The 18,556-nt window shown below is 43.9% G+C and carries 14 protein-coding genes; 5 read left to right on the top strand and 9 right to left on the bottom strand.

Annotated features, from left to right (window positions below):
• Window positions 1-65: 65 nt before the first annotated feature.
• The 3 genes from zapG (at window position 66) to degS (ending at window position 3,196) form a co-directional block, all read left to right on the top strand.
• Window positions 66-509 (top strand): Z-ring associated protein ZapG, encoded by a 444-nt coding sequence (zapG, locus tag HGG78_RS04740; RefSeq protein ID WP_053310762.1) that lies wholly within the window; start codon window positions 66-68, stop codon window positions 507-509.
• Between the two features lie 116 nt (window positions 510-625).
• Window positions 626-1,990 carry a DegQ family serine endoprotease gene (locus HGG78_RS04745; protein ID WP_172532250.1) on the top strand — a complete coding sequence of 455 codons (1,365 nt, stop codon included), beginning with the start codon at window positions 626-628 and terminating at the stop codon, window positions 1,988-1,990.
• Between the two features lie 141 nt (window positions 1,991-2,131).
• Window positions 2,132-3,196: an outer membrane-stress sensor serine endopeptidase DegS gene (degS, locus tag HGG78_RS04750; protein WP_172532218.1), complete on the top strand. Its 1,065-nt coding sequence runs from the start codon at window positions 2,132-2,134 to the stop codon at window positions 3,194-3,196.
• Window positions 3,197-3,290: 94 nt separating this feature from the next.
• Here the strand turns inward: degS and parC are convergent, their stop codons facing one another.
• The 6 genes from parC to nudF form a co-directional block, all read right to left on the bottom strand.
• On the bottom strand, window positions 3,291-5,567 hold the full coding sequence (gene parC / locus HGG78_RS04755) for a DNA topoisomerase IV subunit A (RefSeq protein WP_053310759.1): 2,277 nt from the start codon (window positions 5,565-5,567) through the stop codon (window positions 3,291-3,293).
• Between the two features lie 3 nt (window positions 5,568-5,570).
• Window positions 5,571-7,451, bottom strand: a complete 1,881-nt coding sequence (gene parE / locus HGG78_RS04760) for a DNA topoisomerase IV subunit B (protein WP_053310758.1) — start codon at window positions 7,449-7,451, stop codon at window positions 5,571-5,573.
• A gap of 212 nt (window positions 7,452-7,663) precedes the next feature.
• A complete protein-coding gene (gene yqiA, locus HGG78_RS04765; protein WP_053310757.1) occupies window positions 7,664-8,248 on the bottom strand; it encodes an esterase YqiA in 585 nt (194 codons plus the stop codon).
• A gap of 1 nt (window position 8,249) precedes the next feature.
• Window positions 8,250-9,071 (bottom strand): 3',5'-cyclic-AMP phosphodiesterase, encoded by an 822-nt coding sequence (gene cpdA / locus HGG78_RS04770; RefSeq protein ID WP_172532219.1) that lies wholly within the window; start codon window positions 9,069-9,071, stop codon window positions 8,250-8,252.
• Window positions 9,072-9,141: 70 nt separating this feature from the next.
• Complete coding sequence (locus HGG78_RS04775) at window positions 9,142-9,591, bottom strand: DUF1249 family protein (protein WP_053310755.1); 450 nt, start codon at window positions 9,589-9,591, stop codon at window positions 9,142-9,144.
• A complete protein-coding gene (gene nudF / locus HGG78_RS04780) occupies window positions 9,579-10,208 on the bottom strand; it encodes an ADP-ribose diphosphatase (protein WP_053310754.1) in 630 nt (209 codons plus the stop codon). Before nudF ends, HGG78_RS04775 begins: the two co-directional genes overlap by 13 nt.
• Window positions 10,209-10,443: 235 nt before the next feature.
• On the opposite strand from nudF, the gene tolC reads away from it, so the two are divergent.
• Window positions 10,444-11,757, top strand: a complete 1,314-nt coding sequence (gene tolC / locus HGG78_RS04785; RefSeq protein ID WP_172532220.1) for an outer membrane channel protein TolC — start codon at window positions 10,444-10,446, stop codon at window positions 11,755-11,757.
• 112 nt (window positions 11,758-11,869) lie between these two features.
• On the opposite strand, the gene hldE is transcribed toward tolC, so the two are convergent.
• From hldE to HGG78_RS04800, 3 genes are all read right to left on the bottom strand, one after another.
• Window positions 11,870-13,300 carry a bifunctional D-glycero-beta-D-manno-heptose-7-phosphate kinase/D-glycero-beta-D-manno-heptose 1-phosphate adenylyltransferase HldE gene (hldE, locus tag HGG78_RS04790; RefSeq protein ID WP_171979732.1) on the bottom strand — a complete coding sequence of 477 codons (1,431 nt, stop codon included), beginning with the start codon at window positions 13,298-13,300 and terminating at the stop codon, window positions 11,870-11,872.
• 63 nt (window positions 13,301-13,363) lie between these two features.
• Window positions 13,364-16,243 carry a bifunctional [glutamate--ammonia ligase]-adenylyl-L-tyrosine phosphorylase/[glutamate--ammonia-ligase] adenylyltransferase gene (glnE, locus tag HGG78_RS04795; RefSeq protein WP_172532221.1) on the bottom strand — a complete coding sequence of 960 codons (2,880 nt, stop codon included), beginning with the start codon at window positions 16,241-16,243 and terminating at the stop codon, window positions 13,364-13,366.
• A 161-nt stretch (window positions 16,244-16,404) separates the two neighbouring features.
• Window positions 16,405-17,661, bottom strand: a complete 1,257-nt coding sequence (locus HGG78_RS04800) for a methyl-accepting chemotaxis protein (RefSeq protein WP_172532222.1) — start codon at window positions 17,659-17,661, stop codon at window positions 16,405-16,407.
• Window positions 17,662-17,750: 89 nt separating this feature from the next.
• On the opposite strand from HGG78_RS04800, the gene HGG78_RS04805 reads away from it, so the two are divergent.
• Entirely contained in the window at window positions 17,751-18,542 is a 792-nt protein-coding gene (locus HGG78_RS04805) for a potassium channel family protein (RefSeq protein WP_172532223.1), read from the top strand.
• Window positions 18,543-18,556: the final 14 nt, after the last annotated feature.

Here is an 18,556-nt window from a genome sequence, read left to right on the forward strand (position 1 = left end):
TGTCCAAACGACATGTGTAACCAACAGGTAAAAAACATGTTAAATAACAACAATAAGGAGCTGTTATGCCTTGGATATATGCCGTTGTAGGCTTACTGGTAGGGGCGGTGCTAGGAGTGATTATTTCTCGACTCACTACGCCTCAGTATAAGAATCAAAAGTCTCTACAAAAAGAATTAGATAACGCGAAATTTAACCTAGAACAACAAAAGCAAGAGCTGTCTGACCATTTTGCGCAAACAGCAGAAATGTTAGACACGTTAGGCAAGGATTACACAAAACTGTATCAGCATATGGCGAAAACCTCTGCCGATCTTTTACCCAACATGCCAGAACAAGATAATCCGTTTATCAAAAAAATTGCCCAACATAATGAGTCAGACAAAGTTGATAGCAGTATTTTAGAGCAAGCACCTAAAGATTACGCCAATGGCGCAACGGGGCTTTTTAACACCCCTGAAAAAGAAATCATTCGATCTGCAGACGTCGTTAAGGTGAATGCTTCTTAATTGTCTATCATGAACTTTATAAAGGTTTTTGAGTCATAATCCTCACGAAGAGTGTTGAAGTTTAATATTTAGTACAAATATTAAACTTCGAAGGCATTAATCCAAAGGAGCTCATGATGAAAAAACCTTTACTCGTCCTAACAGCACTGTCTTTAAGTTTAAGTTCAATCATCACCCCACTGCCAGCTATTGCTGCACTTCCCTTCTCCGTAGATGGCGAGCAACTCCCTAGCTTGGCACCAATGCTAGAACGTGTGACCCCCGCCGTGGTCAGTATTTCTGTTGAAGGAACGCAGGTATCTCAGCAGCGAATTCCAGAACAGTTCAAATTTTTCTTTGGCCCTGATTTTCCAATCGATCAACTTCAAGAACGACCGTTTAGAGGGTTAGGTTCTGGCGTGGTCACCGATGCCGATAAAGGCTATGTCGTCACTAACTACCACGTAATTAATGGGGCCGATAAAATATTAGTCACTCTTCATGATGGTCGAGAATACGATGCAGAGCTGGTTGGTGGCGACAAAATGTCCGATATCGCTTTGCTTAAATTAGAAAAAGCGAAAAACTTAACGCAAATTAAAATTGCAGATTCCGATCAATTACGTGTTGGAGATTTCACTGTCGCTATCGGCAATCCATTTGGTCTTGGACAAACCGTTACCTCCGGTATTGTGTCAGCACTTGGCCGTAGTGGTTTGAATATTGAAAATTTTGAAAACTTTATCCAAACCGACGCAGCAATTAACAGCGGTAATTCCGGGGGTGCTCTGGTCAACCTCAATGGTGAATTGATTGGTATCAATACTGCTATTTTAGGGCCTAATGGCGGCAACGTCGGGATCGGCTTTGCTATCCCATCAAATATGATGAAAAACCTCACAGAGCAAATTCTAGAATTTGGTGAAGTAAAACGTGGCATGCTTGGTGTCCAAGGTGGAGAAATCACCTCTGAACTTGCTGATGCTTTAGGTTATGAGTCAAGCAAAGGAGCGTTTGTCAGTCAGGTGATTGAAGGTAGCGCCGCAGACAACGCAGGGCTAAGAGCAGGTGATGTCATTACTACCCTTAATGGAAAGAAAATTGACACATTCAGTGAATTAAGAGCAAAAGTGGCAACCTTAGGCGCTGGTAAAGAAATCACTTTAGGCGTGATGCGCGACGGTAAATCTGAGACATTTAAAGTCACATTGGGTGAAAACAACACCAAAACCAAAGCTGAGCAACTGCATGAAGGCTTAACTGGGGCGGAGTTAACCAATACAACAGACGGTGATCCTATCGCTGGAGTGAAAGTCACCAATATAGAAAAGGGATCGGCCGCAGAAGCCTATCAATTACAGAAAGGTGACATCATTATTGGCGTCAATCGTAAGCGAGTAAAAAACCTAGCAGACTTGCGAGCTCTGTTAGAGAAGAAATCAAGTGTGCTTGCACTGAATATTCAACGTGGAGATAGAACAATTTATTTGGTTGTTCGTTAACACATATCATTAGGTACATTTGTTCAGTGGGGCAGCATATTGAATGCTGCCCTTTCCTTATTTAAGCAGGTAGTGCTATTCTTCCCCTTTCAGACTCAGAAAAATATCCTGAGTAAATCATAAGTTTTATTTGGGGAAAGTATGCTTAGTTTTCTAGCCCGTTCCGTTGGAATTGGATTAATTACCGGAGTGATTCTATTACTGGCTATTCCTTCCCTACGCTCAAATATTCTAACCACACCGAATAATGCCGAACCTGCCGATATCGGTTCACTGCAACTATCCTTCAATCAAGCTGTTCGTCGTGCAGCACCGGCCGTGGTCAATATCTACAACCAGAAATATACAGAAAATGGCTCGAAAAAGTTATCAATTCAAGGCTTAGGCTCTGGTGTTATTGTTAGCGAGAAAGGCTATATCATCACCAATTATCACGTGGTGGCGCAGGCCGATCAAATTGTCGCCGCGCTGCAAGACGGTCGAATTGCAGCTGCGCAGTTAGTCGGTAAAGATCGTCGAACAGATATTGCCATTTTACGAATTGAAGGAACAAACTTACCTGTAATTCCGCTTAACTCAGACTATTCAGCTAAGGTTGGTGATATCGTTTTAGCCATCGGTAACCCTTATAATCTAGGGCAAACCACCACTTTTGGCATCATTTCAGCGACTGGACGCTCTTCTATCAGTGCCGATGGTCGACAAGCCTTCATTCAAACGGATGCGGCAATTAATGAAGGGAACTCTGGTGGGGCATTAGTTAATACGCAAGGTGAACTGGTAGGGATTAATACAGCATCGTTCCAACAGGCAACGAATATGGAAACCTATGGGATCTCCTTCGCCATTCCATACAAGCTTGCTAATACCATCATGGAAAAAATCATCGCTGATGGACGTGTTATCCGCGGTTACATCGGTGTTGATGGACAAGACATTACACCAGTCACTTCACGGCTGCTTGGCAGTGAACATATGGGCGGCATTGTCGTACTAGGCATAGATCCTAATGGCCCGGCGGCGGAAGCTGGATTTGCAGAGCGTGATATTATTCTAAAAATTGATGGTAAGAAAATTAATGGCCGGCAAAATGTTATGGATATCGTAACCGATCTGCGACCAGGCAGAACCGTTGAAATATTAATTCTTCGCAAGGGTGAGGAAGTTACCTTGCCAGTGACGATTGCCGAAGATTTACGTGAATAGATTTAATAGTTAAAAACAATCATCACCGCCTAGAGTGGTGATTTATAAATGATTAACAAAAAGCCCCGACATTCGGGGCTTTTTGTTGGTTCAATTACTCTTCTTCAGCTAAGGATGTCGCAGGTTCTGCTTCAATCTCAATACTGGTGACGCGCTGTAAACCTCGTGGTAATAAGCCACCTCTGCGTCCTCGTTCACCACGGAAGTTATCTAAATCGCTCGCTTTCAATCCAAGCTTACGTTTGCCCGCATAAAGTGTAATGGAAACACCTTGTGGTAAAGACATTAAGTGAGAAACAAACTCTTCACGATCTTTCGACTTCGCCGCAGGAATATTGATGATCTTATTCCCTTTACCTTTGCTTAACTGAGGCAAATCTTTGATAGGGAAAAGGAGCATTCGCCCTTGGTTAGTAATCGCTAGAATCTCATCCGCATCAAGGTTACCAATCGCTTGTGGTGGCATGATTTCTGAATTTTCAGGCAAGTTGACCAAAGCTTTACCGCTGCGGTTCTTCGACAGTAACTCACTACCTTTGCATACAAACCCATAACCAGCATCAGAGCCGACTAGCCACAACTGGTCATCTTCACCCATCACAACTTGGCGAATTGACGATCCCTCGGTGATATTTAAGCGCCCAGTAATCGGTTCACCTTGGCTACGTGCAGATGGCAAAGAATGTGACTCTAACGAATAACTTCGCCCATCACTACCTAAGAACACCGCCTGCTGGTTACTCTTACCACAGGCATGAGCAAGGTATTGATCACCCGATTTATAGTTTAAACCTTGGCAATCGACATCATGCCCTTTGGCGTGACGCACCCAGCCTTTTTCTGAAAGCACAACAGTAATCGCTTCACTTGGTACCAGATCACGCTCTGTTAATGCTTTAGCTTCAGCACGCTCAACTAATGGAGAACGACGATCATCACCGTACTTATCAGCGTCTGCTTTAATCTCTTTTTTCAATAGCGTATTCAGACGACGTTCTGAGCCTAATAGTTGCTCTAGTTTTTCACGCTCTTTTTCTAGCTCATCTTGCTCAGCTCGAATTTTGAACTCTTCTAATTTAGCAAGATTACGCAGTTTAATATCCAGAATCGCATCAGCTTGAATTTCTGAAATATTAAAACGACTCATTAAAACAGGTCGTGGTTCATCTTCGGTTCGAATAATTTCGATGACTTCATCGATATTCAAATACGCCGCTAACAAACCTTCTAAAATGTGCAAGCGAGCCATCACTTTATCAAGACGATATTGCAAACGACGACGTACCGTTGTGCGACGAAATTCAATCCATTCCGACAGTACTTGTACTAAGCCTTTCACTTGCGGACGGTTGTCTAAGCCGATCATATTCAAGTTAACGCGAAAGCTTTTCTCTAAATCAGTCGATGCGAATAGATGACTCATTAATAAATCACAATCGACACGATTTGAACGTGGCACGATTACGATACGGGTCGGATTTTCATGATCCGATTCGTCACGTAAATCTTCAACCATCGGCAGCTTTTTCGCACGCATTTGATTGGCAATTTGCTCTAGTAACTTAGCGCCAGATACTTGATGAGGTAGCGCTGTAATGACGATATCAGCACCTTCTTTGTGCCAAACCGCACGCATTTTCACACTACCGCGACCAGAGCGATAAATTTTCTCGAGATCGGCCTTCGGTGAAATGATTTCAGCTTCCGTTGGATAATCTGGACCTTGAACATACTGCATCACATCAGGCAGATCAGCACCAGGGTGATCAATTAAGTGGATAGTGGCCTCGGCAATTTCACGTACGTTATGTGGCGGAATATCCGTTGCCATACCGACTGCAATACCAGTTACCCCATTGAGCAGAATATGAGGCAGGCGTGCTGGTAGCATTTGTGGCTCTTTCATAGTGCCATCAAAGTTAGGCTGCCAATCCACATTACCCTGACCAAGCTCTCCGAGTAATACCTCAGCAAACTTAGACAATTTCGCTTCGGTATAACGCATTGCCGCGAATGATTTCGGGTCATCTGGTGCCCCCCAGTTCCCTTGACCGTCCACTAATGGGTAGCGATAAGAGAAAGGTTGCGCCATCAATACCATAGCTTCATAACATGCTGAGTCGCCATGTGGGTGGTATTTACCCAACACGTCACCAACAGTACGGGCTGATTTCTTATATTTTGCCGCAGCAGAGAGACCAAGCTCTGACATGGCATAAATAATACGTCGTTGAACCGGTTTTAAACCATCACCAATATACGGTAATGCACGGTCCATAATGACGTACATCGAATAGTTAAGATAAGCGTCTTCGGTAAACTTGCGCAGCGGCAGTTGTTCAACGCCATCATAGGTTATTTCTGTTGACATCTATTACACCTCAGCCATATCGCCATAACGTTGCAGCCACGCACGGCGATCATCCGCTCGCTTCTTACCCAGCAACATATCCATCATTTCATCAGTTGCGGCAGCATCATCAATCGTCAATTGAACCAAACGACGCGTATTCGGATCCATCGTCGTTTCGCGTAGCTGAAGCGGGTTCATCTCACCCAGACCTTTGAATCGTTGCACGTTGATTTTTGCTTTTTTCTTACTTAGACGCTCTAAAATGCCATCTTTTTCAGCATCATCTAAGGCATAAAACACTTCTTTACCACAGTCGATACGATACAAAGGTGGCATAGCCACAAAGATATGCCCCGCTTGTACAAGTGCTTTAAAATGCTTGGTGAATAAGGCGCACAATAATGTCGCGATGTGTAGTCCATCAGAATCTGCATCGGCAAGAATACACACTTTGCCGTAACGTAAACCATCTAGGTCATCGTTATCTGGGTCAATTCCTAACGCCACGGATATGTCGTGAACTTCTTGGGAAGCAAGAACTTGATCAGCAGAGACTTCCCATGTGTTCAATATTTTACCGCGCAACGGCATTACCGCTTGGAATTCACGGTCACGAGCTTGCTTGGCAGAACCTCCTGCCGAGTCTCCTTCGACGAAGAATATTTCGGTGCGGCTAAGATCTTGTACTGAACAATCGGTCAATTTACCCGGCAAAGCAGGCCCTGACGCTATTTTCTTACGTACCACTTTCTTACTGGCGCGCATGCGGCGATGAGCATTTGCAATACAGACTTCAGCCAATTGCTCGGCCAATTGAGGTTTTTCATTTAACCATAAGCTGAAAGAGTCTTTAAGCACGCCAGAAACAAATGCAGCGGTTTGACGTGAAGAGAGACGCTCTTTGGTTTGGCCGGCAAACTGCGGGTCTTGCATCTTAACCGACAGCACATAAGAACAGCGGTCAAAGACATCTTCACCCGTTAATTTAACGCCACGTGGCAACAAGTTGCGAAACTCGCAGAATTCGCGCATTGCATCGAGCAAACCTTGACGTAAACCATTAACGTGCGTACCACCTTGAGCGGTTGGGATCAGGTTGACATAGCTTTCGGTGATCATCTCACCGCCTTCTGGTAGCCATATCACCGCCCAGTTTGCCGCTTCAGTATCAGCAACAAACTCACCAGTAAATGGCTCTTCAGGCAATAAGGTGTAACCCTTGACGCCTTCGGCGAGGTAATCTTTTAACCCATCTTCGTAGTACCAACGATATTCGTTGTTGTTCACTTTGTCGCTAAAGGTAATCTCCAGACCAGGACAAAGCACTGCTTTGGCACGCAAGTTGTTGATTAGGCGAGTCACCGAAAAATTGGGGGAATCAAAGTAGCTGGTATCTGGCCAAAAGTGGACGCTAGTCCCTTTATTGCGACGCCCACAAGTACCGGTTACGGTCAACTCTTCAACTTTATTGCCATGTTCGAATGCCATTTCATACACTTGTCCATCACGGCGAACGCTGACTTCGACTCGTTTAGACAAGGCGTTCACGACAGATATGCCAACGCCATGCAGACCACCAGAGAACTGGTAGTTTTTATTGGAAAACTTACCACCTGCATGCAATTTACAGAAAATAAGCTCTACGCCTGAAATTTTCTCTTCAGGGTGAATATCAACAGGCATACCACGCCCATCATCAATCACCTCTAGTGATTGGTCAGCGTGGAGAATAACTTGCACCTTGGAGGCATGTCCGGCTAGCGCTTCATCGACACTGTTATCGATAACTTCTTGGCCCAAATGGTTCGGGCGCGCTGTATCCGTATACATCCCTGGTCGGCGACGTACTGGTTCTAAGCCATTAAGAACCTCAATGGCTCCAGCATTATATTGTTCAGTCATAATACGGAATGCTTTTATAGATAAATGATTCGTTACTTTTTCAGCAGTCTATTAATTGTGTGATTTTGGTTAATTAGTGACAACAACGCTGAATCTTTCAGCGTTACAAACTGCAAAAGTATAGGTGGAACATAGTCTGGAAGAGGCTTGCTTATGTCAAGTGAGATGAGTAAGTAACAGGTAAAATTATGACTCCTCCCTCAATGAAGCTCTCAGAGTTTGAGGAAATCGATGATTTGTTGTGGGTAGCGCTCAAAATTAACAAAGCTATGATCTCCCCCCAATTCAACAGTCTGTTTCGAACCAACCAGTTTATTAACGGCTTGGCGGTAATCCAAAACCTCATCGCCCATTTGCTGTAGCAACCACAATGAGTTGACATTATTAATCGAAACTTCTAGCGCCTTAAGCTCTTCAATGTGCTTAGCTTGCAACACATAACGCTCTTGAGTGTATGGATTAACTTGCTCTCCCAGAAAGTCAGCCAACAACTCATAGGGCTTAATAGCTGGGTTTATCAGCACAGCTCTAAAATCAAATAGGTGGTTCAACCAAATAGACAGATAGCCGCCAAGTGAGCTACCAACTAGGGCAATTTGATAATGCTCTTGATATTGTTCAACGATATCAAGTAGGTGCTCTGCAGCTTGGGCAGGAAAAGAAGGAAGCTTAGGCACAACCACTTTGATGTCTGGGCGATGCTCATTGCAATAATTAAGCATCACTTGTGCTTTATGCGATAACGGTGAACTGTTAAAACCATGGATGTAAAGAAGCATCGGCTGACGTTTTGTCATATTAGTATCCATTGGCATTAAAATCGGGTTGAAATACACCGTTGGCCAAACGCTTTACTTGAGTCTTGATTTGACCATCAGACAGTAGCTCTATTTCTCGCCATCCTGGTGAAGTGCGATCTAAGGCAAAATCATCCGAATTAGGCTTAAATTGAATGCAAGTGGACGGCGTAGCCATGACTCTAACACCGTGGTGCAGTTTATCCATGTTTTGATGAACATGACCACACACAACCGCTTTCACATTGTGATGCTGGGTAACCACATTCCAAAATGCATCACTGTCTTTCAAAGTATGCTGATCAAGCCAAGCACTACCAACCAATAACGGATGATGATGAAGCAAAACTAAGGTATGCCGTTGTGGGTATGCTGATAATTGTTCATCCAGCAGTGCGAGTTGTTGATCACTCAATCGGCCATGGGGGACGCCCACTACCTGAGAGTCAAGCAAGATCATTTGCCAATGCTTACCGAGTAAAACATGTTCTGGCTGCTGGATTTGCGCGCAAGGAAATACGCTTCCCATATTGGGTTTAAAATCGTGATTACCAGGCAACCAAAAACACGTTTTATCTAACGCAGCAATGCCATCAGCAAAACGCAGGTAAGATTCTGCACTGTGGTCTTGAGAAATATCTCCAGTCGCCACAACTGCATCATAAACCACGTTTTGCGCGCAGATCTCCGCAACGACAGCATTAAAGCTATCGACGGTATTGACGCTTAGCAAACTGCCATCTTCCGGAGCAAAAAGATGCGTATCGGTGATTTGTAGCAGTTTTATGCTGTCTGTATTGTCTAAAGTGGGCGACACGTTCAAAATCTATTAATCCAAATTGAATGACTAATGGTTTAGTTTTTACGAATATTGTTAGTCTATGCGAATACTATCAGTTCTTAGGAATACTAATAGGTGCACGGCTGATACCGTGCTTCAAGCAAAAGGTTAGCCAATCTCCCAAGAAACGATTGAGCTGTGCTTTCTCATCTTTTTGAAGCATTTTGCGATTGGGATAATCATAACGCGCTTGCACTTGATTTAACTGCTCACTTGAGCAAACTTCCGACATACGCGCATCATGGTAAAGCCTGACAGACATTGATGGCAATGGAAACACCGAAACGTCATCACTCTGACAAATCTCCACTAAAGTTGTGTACTTTGTGACCTCTAGCACTTGTAATTGATATGTCATTTTCGCAGCTTGATAGCAGCGCAAATCACCGACGCTCGGCTGCTGGGGCAACAAAGCGTTAAGCTTAGCGTAATTGGTTTCGTACACGCGCATTAACTCTGGTAAATCAACGTGATACGTTTTTTTCAATGCTAACTCTGCCATAGTGATTGTAAATGCTGATAATTAAGCTCTAACCATTGCAATGCAATTATTGAGGCACCGTTCTCAATTTGTCCGCTTTTCACCAATTGGTAAGCTTCATCACGGCTCATAACATGCACTTTAATGTCTTCACCTTCATAGTCTAACCCATGCACACCTTGCGCTTTAGTCGTATCCACTTCGCCGACAAACACATCTAACCTTTCAGAACAGCCTCCTGCTGATGGATAATAAGAGGTGATTTTTTCGATTCGGCCAACTTCCACTCCCGCTTCTTCTAGCGACTCTCGGCGCACCACTTGTTCGGCACTTTCATCGGTATCAATAATGCCAGCGACAATCTCTAACTGCCAAGGCTGTGCATGTTCTAGTGCACCGACACGGATCTGCTCAATGATCACCACTTCATCTCGAGTGGGATCATAAGCAAGCATCGCCGCGGCATGGCCTCTTTCGAACATTTCTCTTTCGATAGGTGCACTCCACCCCCCTTCAAACAGCTTGTGCTTAAAACGGTATTTCACCATTCGGAAGAAACCTTGAAATAGTGATTCTTTTGAGAGCACTTCCACATCCGCAGGTGAAAAATTGATGTGCTGCTTATCAGACTGTTGCATTTGAAACCTCACTCGGTGAATCTCATAGTTTAATCATGGAATTCATCGACTACCAAGGATATTGCTCAACTTTTTATATAAAAATTGTATTTTTATTTAAGTTAAACGCAAAATTTATTGCACAAGTGGACAGTTATATGTAAAAAAGTGCAAAGTTTCGAGTGAATTACCACCAATTTAAGTTAAACTCTTGGTAAATAACCTTCTTACATAATTAAGGCAGGGAATAGGACTAATGAAAAAACTGCTTCCTCTATTCATCAGCGCGGCATTAGGCAGCCTGAGTACTTCAGTATGGGCAGACACTCTGGCTGATATCTATAATCAAGCAAAAGAGAATGACCCGCAATTATTGAGTGCAGCAGCTCGTCGTGATGCCGCTTTTGAAGCGATTACTTCTAGCCGCAGTAGCTTATTACCACAAATCAACTTAACTGCGGGTTACAACATTAACCGTAGTAATATTGATCCTCGGGAAAGTGATAAGTTAACCGCTGGCATCAATTTCTCCCAAGAGCTTTACAATCGTTCTAGCTGGATAACCTTGGATACAGCGGAGAAAAGCGCTCGTCAGGCTGACTCAACCTATGCAGCAACACAGCAGAGCCTTATCTTGCGCGTTGCTCAATCTTACTTTGAAGTGCTGCGCGCCCAGGATAACCTTGAGTTTGTCCGTGCTGAAAAAGCCGCTGTCGCTCGCCAGTTAGAACAAACCAAACAACGCTTTGAAGTTGGTCTTTCCGCGATTACTGATGTACATGATGCACAAGCTCAGTACGATGCTGTATTAGCCGACGAAGTTTTAGCTGAAAACAGCTTAGTTAACAGCTATGAAGCATTGCGTGAAATAACAGGGCAAGAGCACACCAATTTAAATGTGTTAGACACAGATCGTTTTTCAGCCAGCAAAACAGCGACTTCAATGAATACGCTGTTGGAAGAAGCACAGCAGAAAAACCTCAACCTCTTAACCGCTCGTATTGCTCAAGACGTTGCTAAAGATAACATTTCACTCGCCAGCTCAGGGCATTTACCATCACTGACATTAGATGCTGGCTATAACTATGGTGATGAAAGTAACGACCATAACGCAAGTTCGAATCTTGATGCTTATAATGACTTCAATATTGGTGTGAACTTGGTTGTCCCTCTGTACACCGGTGGCAATATCAGCTCTCAAACCAAGCAAGCTGAATTTGCATACGTTGCAGCAAGCCAAGATCTTGAGAAAACTTACCGTAGCGTTGTCAAAGATGTTCGTGCTTATAACAACAATATCAGTGCATCGATTGGCGCATTACGTGCTTATGAACAATCAGTCATTTCAGCGAAATCAGCATTAGAAGCAACAGAGGCCGGTTTTGACGTAGGTACTCGCACTATCGTTGATGTACTGGACTCAACGCGTCGACTATACGATGCGAACAAAAGCTTATCTAATGCTCGCTACGACTACCTGCTAAGCGTCCTTCAACTGCGCCAAGCGGTGGGTACTCTTAGTGAACAAGATATCTTAGATATTAACGCTGGCCTAAAAGCCGCTGGTTAATTCAAAGCTTAACTAGGTAAGAAAAGCCGCTGATTTTCAGCGGCTTTTTTGTAGTTTACGTGTTTTTATGGCGCAGTTGAAAACGGAACTATAGCAACAGAGCCACTAAAGATTAGCCTCGGCCACCTTTAATCGCTTCAATAATTTCAGTGGTTGAACAACCATCTTCAAAGTTGAGTACTTTAACACTACCACCTGCTGCGATAACTTCTTTACCACCAGCGATATCTTCAGGTTTGTAATCACCGCCCTTCACCAATAAATCAGGCAAGACTTCAGCAATTAAACGTTGAGGCGTATCTTCGCTAAATGGTACGACCCAATCAACCGCACCTAACGCAGCCAGTACCGCCATGCGGCGATCAGTTGGATTAACAGGACGACCAGGGCCTTTGAGACGTTTCACTGACTCATCAGTGTTGACTGCAACAATCAAGCGATCACCTAATTGCCCCGCATGGTTAAGATAAGAAACATGACCAGCATGCAAAATATCAAAACAGCCATTAGTCATGACGACCTTTTCACCTTTGGCTTGCGCTTTTTTGACCGCTTCAATCAGTGCTTGCTCACCAATTACGCCGTAGTCGGTGTCTTTACTACCATGAACAGCTTCAGCAAGTTCAATGGTTGATACGGTTGAAGTCCCCAATTTGCCGACAACGACACCAGCTGCAGCATTGGCTAACGCACACGCTTCATCCAGTGGTTTACCTGCAGAAACGGAAGCGGCTAAAACAGAAATGACGGTATCACCAGCCCCCGTTACGTCATACACTTCTTTGGCTAAAGTTGGCAGATGGAAAGGCTTTTGACCACGTCTTAGCAGAGTCATGCCATGTTCACTGCGAGTCACCAACAATGCCTCAAGGTCAAACTCTTCGATCAAAGCGAGGCCTTTATCGACCAATTCTTGATCCGATTTTACTTTACCCACGACATGCTCAAATTCAGCCATGTTAGGAGTCAATAAAGTAGCACCACGATAGCGTTCGAAGTCAGCACCTTTAGGGTCAATGAATACTGGTACCTTAGCAGCACGAGCTTTTTGAATCAGTTGCTGTACGTGCTCTAGCGCGCCTTTTGCGTAATCAGACAAAATGACCGCTTTCACGTGCGGTAACGCTTGATCCATACGAGATAAGATCAACTGTGGATCGGTATTTTCAAATTTGTCTTCAAAGTCTAAACGGATCAATTGTTGACCACGGCTTAATACACGCAGCTTGGTAATAGTTGGGTAATTTGGCAACGCAACAAAATCGCATTTCACTTTCAATGCAGTTAGTGTTTCGGTCAATACTCTTGCTGGTTCATCTATTCCTGTCAAACCTACGATATGCGCGTGGCCACCAAGCGAAGCAATATTCATTGCCACGTTCGCCGCTCCACCTGGGCGCTCTTCGTTATTCTCTACTTTTACTACAGGAACCGGAGCTTCTGGTGAAATGCGCCCAGTAGGGCCATACCAGTAGCGATCGAGCATTACATCGCCAATAATAAGTACACCTGCATCGCTGTAGTCAGGTAGGATTGGTTTCATTGTGGATCTCCAATTTTCGTTATTATGCTGAGTGTAACACAGCTAATAGAGCGCCTAAAACTCTCAACCTAACCACTGATTCCAAACCTCAGTGACCAGTTTCCTTTCTTCAGTAAACTTACTTTCGTCCACATCGGCATCTAAGTTGAGTAAATTGCGATGATGGATTTGGTTGCGCATCGATGTATAAGCCTTCGTCAGTGCTACCGCCTGCTGCTCTTCCATTACACCTTGCACCAGTAAAGATTCAAAAATACGCACATTATCCGACCAATAGGTTAATTTTGGCTTGTCATAACTAAAACGTAAAATGAGATATTGAGCTAAAAATTCTATATCGGTAATCCCACCAATGTCTTGCTTAAGCATAAAACGTCCGGCTTTTTTGCCACCCAAATGCTCACGCATTTTAAGTCGCATCTCGACAACGTCTCGTTTAAGCTTAGTTTCTTCTCTTGGTAGGGATAAGATTTCATGACGCGTTTGATTAAAAGCGTGTTGTAAGGGTTCGTCGCCATAAATGACTCTCGCCCGCACCAGAGCCTGATGCTCCCATGTCCAAGCATCATTGCGCTGATACTCATCAAATGCCTGAGCAGGGCTCACCAGTAACCCGGAGACTCCCGAAGGACGTAAACGTGTATCAACCTCATAGAGAATACCTGATGCGGTGCGTATAGAAAAAATATGGATGATGCGTTGTGCTAAGCGTAAGTAAAACTGACGTCCATCGATCTCTTTTTGGCCATCAGTATACGAATCGATAGGGCAATCGTGCATAAATACGATGTCGAGATCTGAGTTATAACCTAGCTCCCATCCCCCCACTTTGCCATAACCAATCACAGCAAACCCTTTTCCATCACGGTCTTTTAAATGCCTAGGTTGTCCATATTTGGCACTGACTTGCAACCAAGCCTGGTGAATGACCGCTTCTACAATGGCTTCGGCAAGATAGGTTAAGTGGTCACTCACTTTCATGACAGGCAAAGCACCTGCAATATCAGCAGCGGCAATACGTAAAATGCAAATCTGTTTAAACTGGCGCAGCGCTTCCATTTGCTGTTCCATATCATCTTCAGGAATACGTGCTAAAAAATCGCGCAATTCGGTTTTGTAAGCCGAAAGTGAAATGGGATTATACAGATGCTGAGGGTCTATCAGCTCATCTAGCAAAATAGGATAACGACTCAATTGTTCAGAGATCATTGGGCTGGCGGTACACAAACGGACCAGTTGGGTCAGAGCGGCGGGATGTTCATCAAGCAACTCTAGATAAGTCGTTCGCGTGACGATTTTATACATCAAATGCAACACGCGTGATAAACCAAACTCGGCATCTGGATGTTGGAAAATAGCCTGAAAAACCTTAGGCATTAAACGATTGAGTACATCACGCCCACGAGGGCCTAGCGTTTTTTTCGCTAAATCGTCTTTAAACTGAATCAATACCTTCGCAATATCAGATGACTGAGCGCAAGCAAGATCTTGCTGAAGAATGCTATCGATAACCTCCGGCTTATGCGCCATATCCCACAGTTCATGGAAATGCTTGGCTATCGTATTCTCTTCTTCCTCTTCATCATCGCCAATCAAGGCTGCAAAAACTTGGTGGACATTAGCCATGTGCTGTTGAGTGTGAGTCAGTAATACCTGCCAACTTGCACACTGCATTGCGGTCGCTAAACGAAGTTGGTCAATATCATTATCGGGCAAAGTTTGAGTCTGTTTATCAGCCATCGCTTGCAATAAATTTTCTAAACGACGCAAGAAATGGTAAGCCTTGCGTAGATGTCCAACCTCTTCTGGCTGTAACAAGGCTAGCTCTTCAATAGCGGTTAACGTTTCGAGTAATCCACGTTGTCGCAGGCTCGGTTCACGACCTCCACGGATCAATTGGAAAACCTGAGCAATAAATTCAATTTCCCGAATACCACCAGCGCCTAATTTAATATTGTTTTGCAACCCACGGCGGCGTACTTCGCTGCTGATCATCGATTTCATACGGCGCAATGATTGGATTGCACTAAAATCAATGTAGCGTCGAAAAACAAATGGGCGCAGCATTTGGCGCAGCTCTTGATACTGCGGGTACATTTCACGCCCCATTACCCGAGCTTTAATCATGGCATAACGCTCCCAGTCACGCCCTTGCTCTTGGTAGTAATCTTCCAGAGCGGCATAGCTCATCACCAGAGGACCACTCTCACCAAACGGACGCAGACGCATATCAACTCGGTAACAGAAGCCATCAAAAGTGTGCTGATCCAGTGCTTTAATGATTCTCTGACCTAAACGAGTAAAGAACTGAGCATTGGCGATGCTACGACGCGCACCTTGAGTTTCACCATTTTCTGGGTAAGTAAAAATGAGGTCGATATCTGAAGAAAAGTTAAGCTCACCGCCACCCAATTTCCCCATACCAATAATCAACATTGGTTGGGCCTCACCATCGGCATTAGTGGGGGTTCCCCATTCTGAGCAGCACACTTGATACTGCCATTGATAAGTTTCAAAGATCAGCGCTTCAGCCAAAGCCGATAGGTGCTCTAAACTCTCTTCTAGCGGCCAAGAGGCGGTAAAATCACGCCATGCAATATAGACCATTTCTCGATTACGGAATTGGCGTAATCTGCGATGAAAACTCATTTCATCGTTACAGGCTGCCAGTTGCTTGGCCAGCTCACTACGGTAGCCATCAAAACGTGACTTATTTTGGTGTGATAATGATTCTGTTTGTGCCGCATCTTCTAGCATATGAGGTAATTGCTGACACAGCACCTCATCACGCTGCAGTGCTTCTCCAATAAATTGACTCAACCCCAGTACGTAAATTAGTTCAGATTTGAGTGATTCAGGCCACTGCTCAATACAAGGTTGTTGTTCTAGAAGCAGCTGATAAGCAGCTTGAGCGGAAGAGTTAAGTACAGAAGGCAATCGCATGAGGCATCCTTGTATTTTGATATCAATGCTTAAGCACTAGCATCAGTTAATATTTTGCGACGAATTTTTGTTGAGACGATATTTATACCAAACTTGCTGCAATAAAAAACGCCCAACAACAAGAATTGTGGGCGTTGATTCAAGGTTATTACAGTATCGGTTTACACTTTGAAGAGGGTAATTTTACGATCAAGCTCTTCAGCATTGCTTTGCATGATTTCCGAGGTTTCGAGCAATTCTCCCACCACGGTTACCGACGCTTCAACCAGCTCACGAACATTGGTCAAGTTTTGGTCCATCTCTTGAGCCACACTCGTTTGCTGACCTGCAGCCGTCGCTATTTGAATATTCATGTCATTAATGCGTCGCACTTGGTTGACAATACCATCTAATTCACTACCGGCATTAGTCACTAGTTCAACCCCTTCAGCGGCTTCTACTACGCTTTTTTCCATCAGATCAACTGCTGAATTTGCGCTACTTTGTAATTGCGAAATCATCTCTTGAATTTCAATGGTTGCCTGTTGAGTACGCTGAGCTAGGTTCCTAACCTCATCCGCAACAACCGCAAAACCACGCCCAGCTTCACCTGCGCGCGCTGCTTCAATCGCGGCATTCAATGCCAATAAGTTGGTTTGCTCTGAAATACTTTGAATGGTTCCAACCACACTGCCAATGGCGACAACACGTTCCTCAACTTGGTTGACCGCTTGCGCTGACGCTGAGATATCTTGCGACAACTCACTCATCTTGGTGATGGTACCTTTAACGAAACGCTGCCCTGTCTGCGCCTGCCCTGATGCCTCTTCGGTTAAAGATGACGCCGTTTGCGCGTGTTCAGCAACCGTTTGTACCGTAGAAGTCATTTCACTCATGGCGGTAGCCAGTTGATCAATTTCGTTAAATTCTTCTTGTGCCGACTCTTTCGTTTCTGACATGCTGATTGTCATAACTTCCGTTAAAGCGGCTAATTCTTGGGAGGATTCAATCTGCACTCTGATCACATCTTGCAGTTGACGACGGGTTTTATCGAGTTCGCGAGCCACATCACCGTATTCATCTTTACACTCCATATTAATCGGAGTGGAAAGATCACGGCTTGCCATCAGTTTGATTGAATCACTCAAATATTGAGTTTGACGCAACATGATCTTGGCTGCCGCTAAAAGCAACACAACAAAAATAATGATGATTAACGCCGTTTGCCAAATAACTTGTGTAATATAAGCATCATAGTGTTGTTGGGCAATATCGAGATTCTGGGTTACGGCTAGTAGTGATTGGTAAAAAGTGTGCGCATCCCAAAGCTGTTTGGCGATAATTAATACTGTACTGAACACCATCAGCATCACCATTTTAGGAACAAGGCGAATATCGGTAATCACTCGCTCCCATGGTTTAAACGCCATCGTAGCCATTGTTAGTTCTCCACTAAGTCTTAGACATTGAAATTGTTTATAATTTTGCTCACTCTGAAAAGAGATGCGCTATTTATTTTGAGCTTCGTATGAAAGAAGATAATACCAAAGATGAAACAAATCCGATGAATTTATTGTCACTGATCTTGTCAGTGATGGCGCTATTTGTGATCTCAGGCTTATTGTTTGTCCCAATTGATCATAACACCCATCAGGTCCTTATCGGCCTAGATTTGTTGATCTGTAGTATTTTTATGCTGCAACTGATTGTTGATTTGATCCGTTCCACAGATCGAGTGCAATATATGAAAGTACATTGGATCGACTTTGTCGCAAGCATTCCAATTATTGAACAGTTACGCTACGCGCGTATTTTCCATATTTTGCGCGTACTGCTCGTTATCCGTTCAGGAAAAAGCATTCTCAAACAATTAATGGCAAATCGAAGAGAAACTACCCTAGCCTCTATTTTATTATTAATGGTAGTACTGCTGACTATTGGGTCAAGTTTTATGCTTTTCCTTGAAGGTAAAGCACCGGATTCCAATATCCACTCAGGAGGAGATGCACTTTGGTGGGCGTTAGTGACGATTTCAACCGTCGGTTATGGTGATCATTATCCCGTGACAGATGGGGGAAAAGTGTTGGCCGCAACGATCATTATGTCTGGCGTTGGACTCTTCGGTATGATTTCAGGTTTGATTACTTCATTAATTACCTCACCAGATAAACATCAAACTCGCCGCTCAGAAAATAAAGAAAAACTGCTGATCCAATTAGTTGAACAACAAAAACAGATCCTAGTTCGGATCGATCAAATTGAAACACAACTGTTAGAACAGAAAACTGAACATGATGAAAACAAAAAAGAGACACCGTAGCATCTCTTTTTAAA

Origin of the sequence: Vibrio aestuarianus (genome assembly GCF_012395185.1) — a bacterium.
GTDB classification, from domain to species: Bacteria; Pseudomonadota; Gammaproteobacteria; order Enterobacterales; family Vibrionaceae; genus Vibrio; species Vibrio aestuarianus.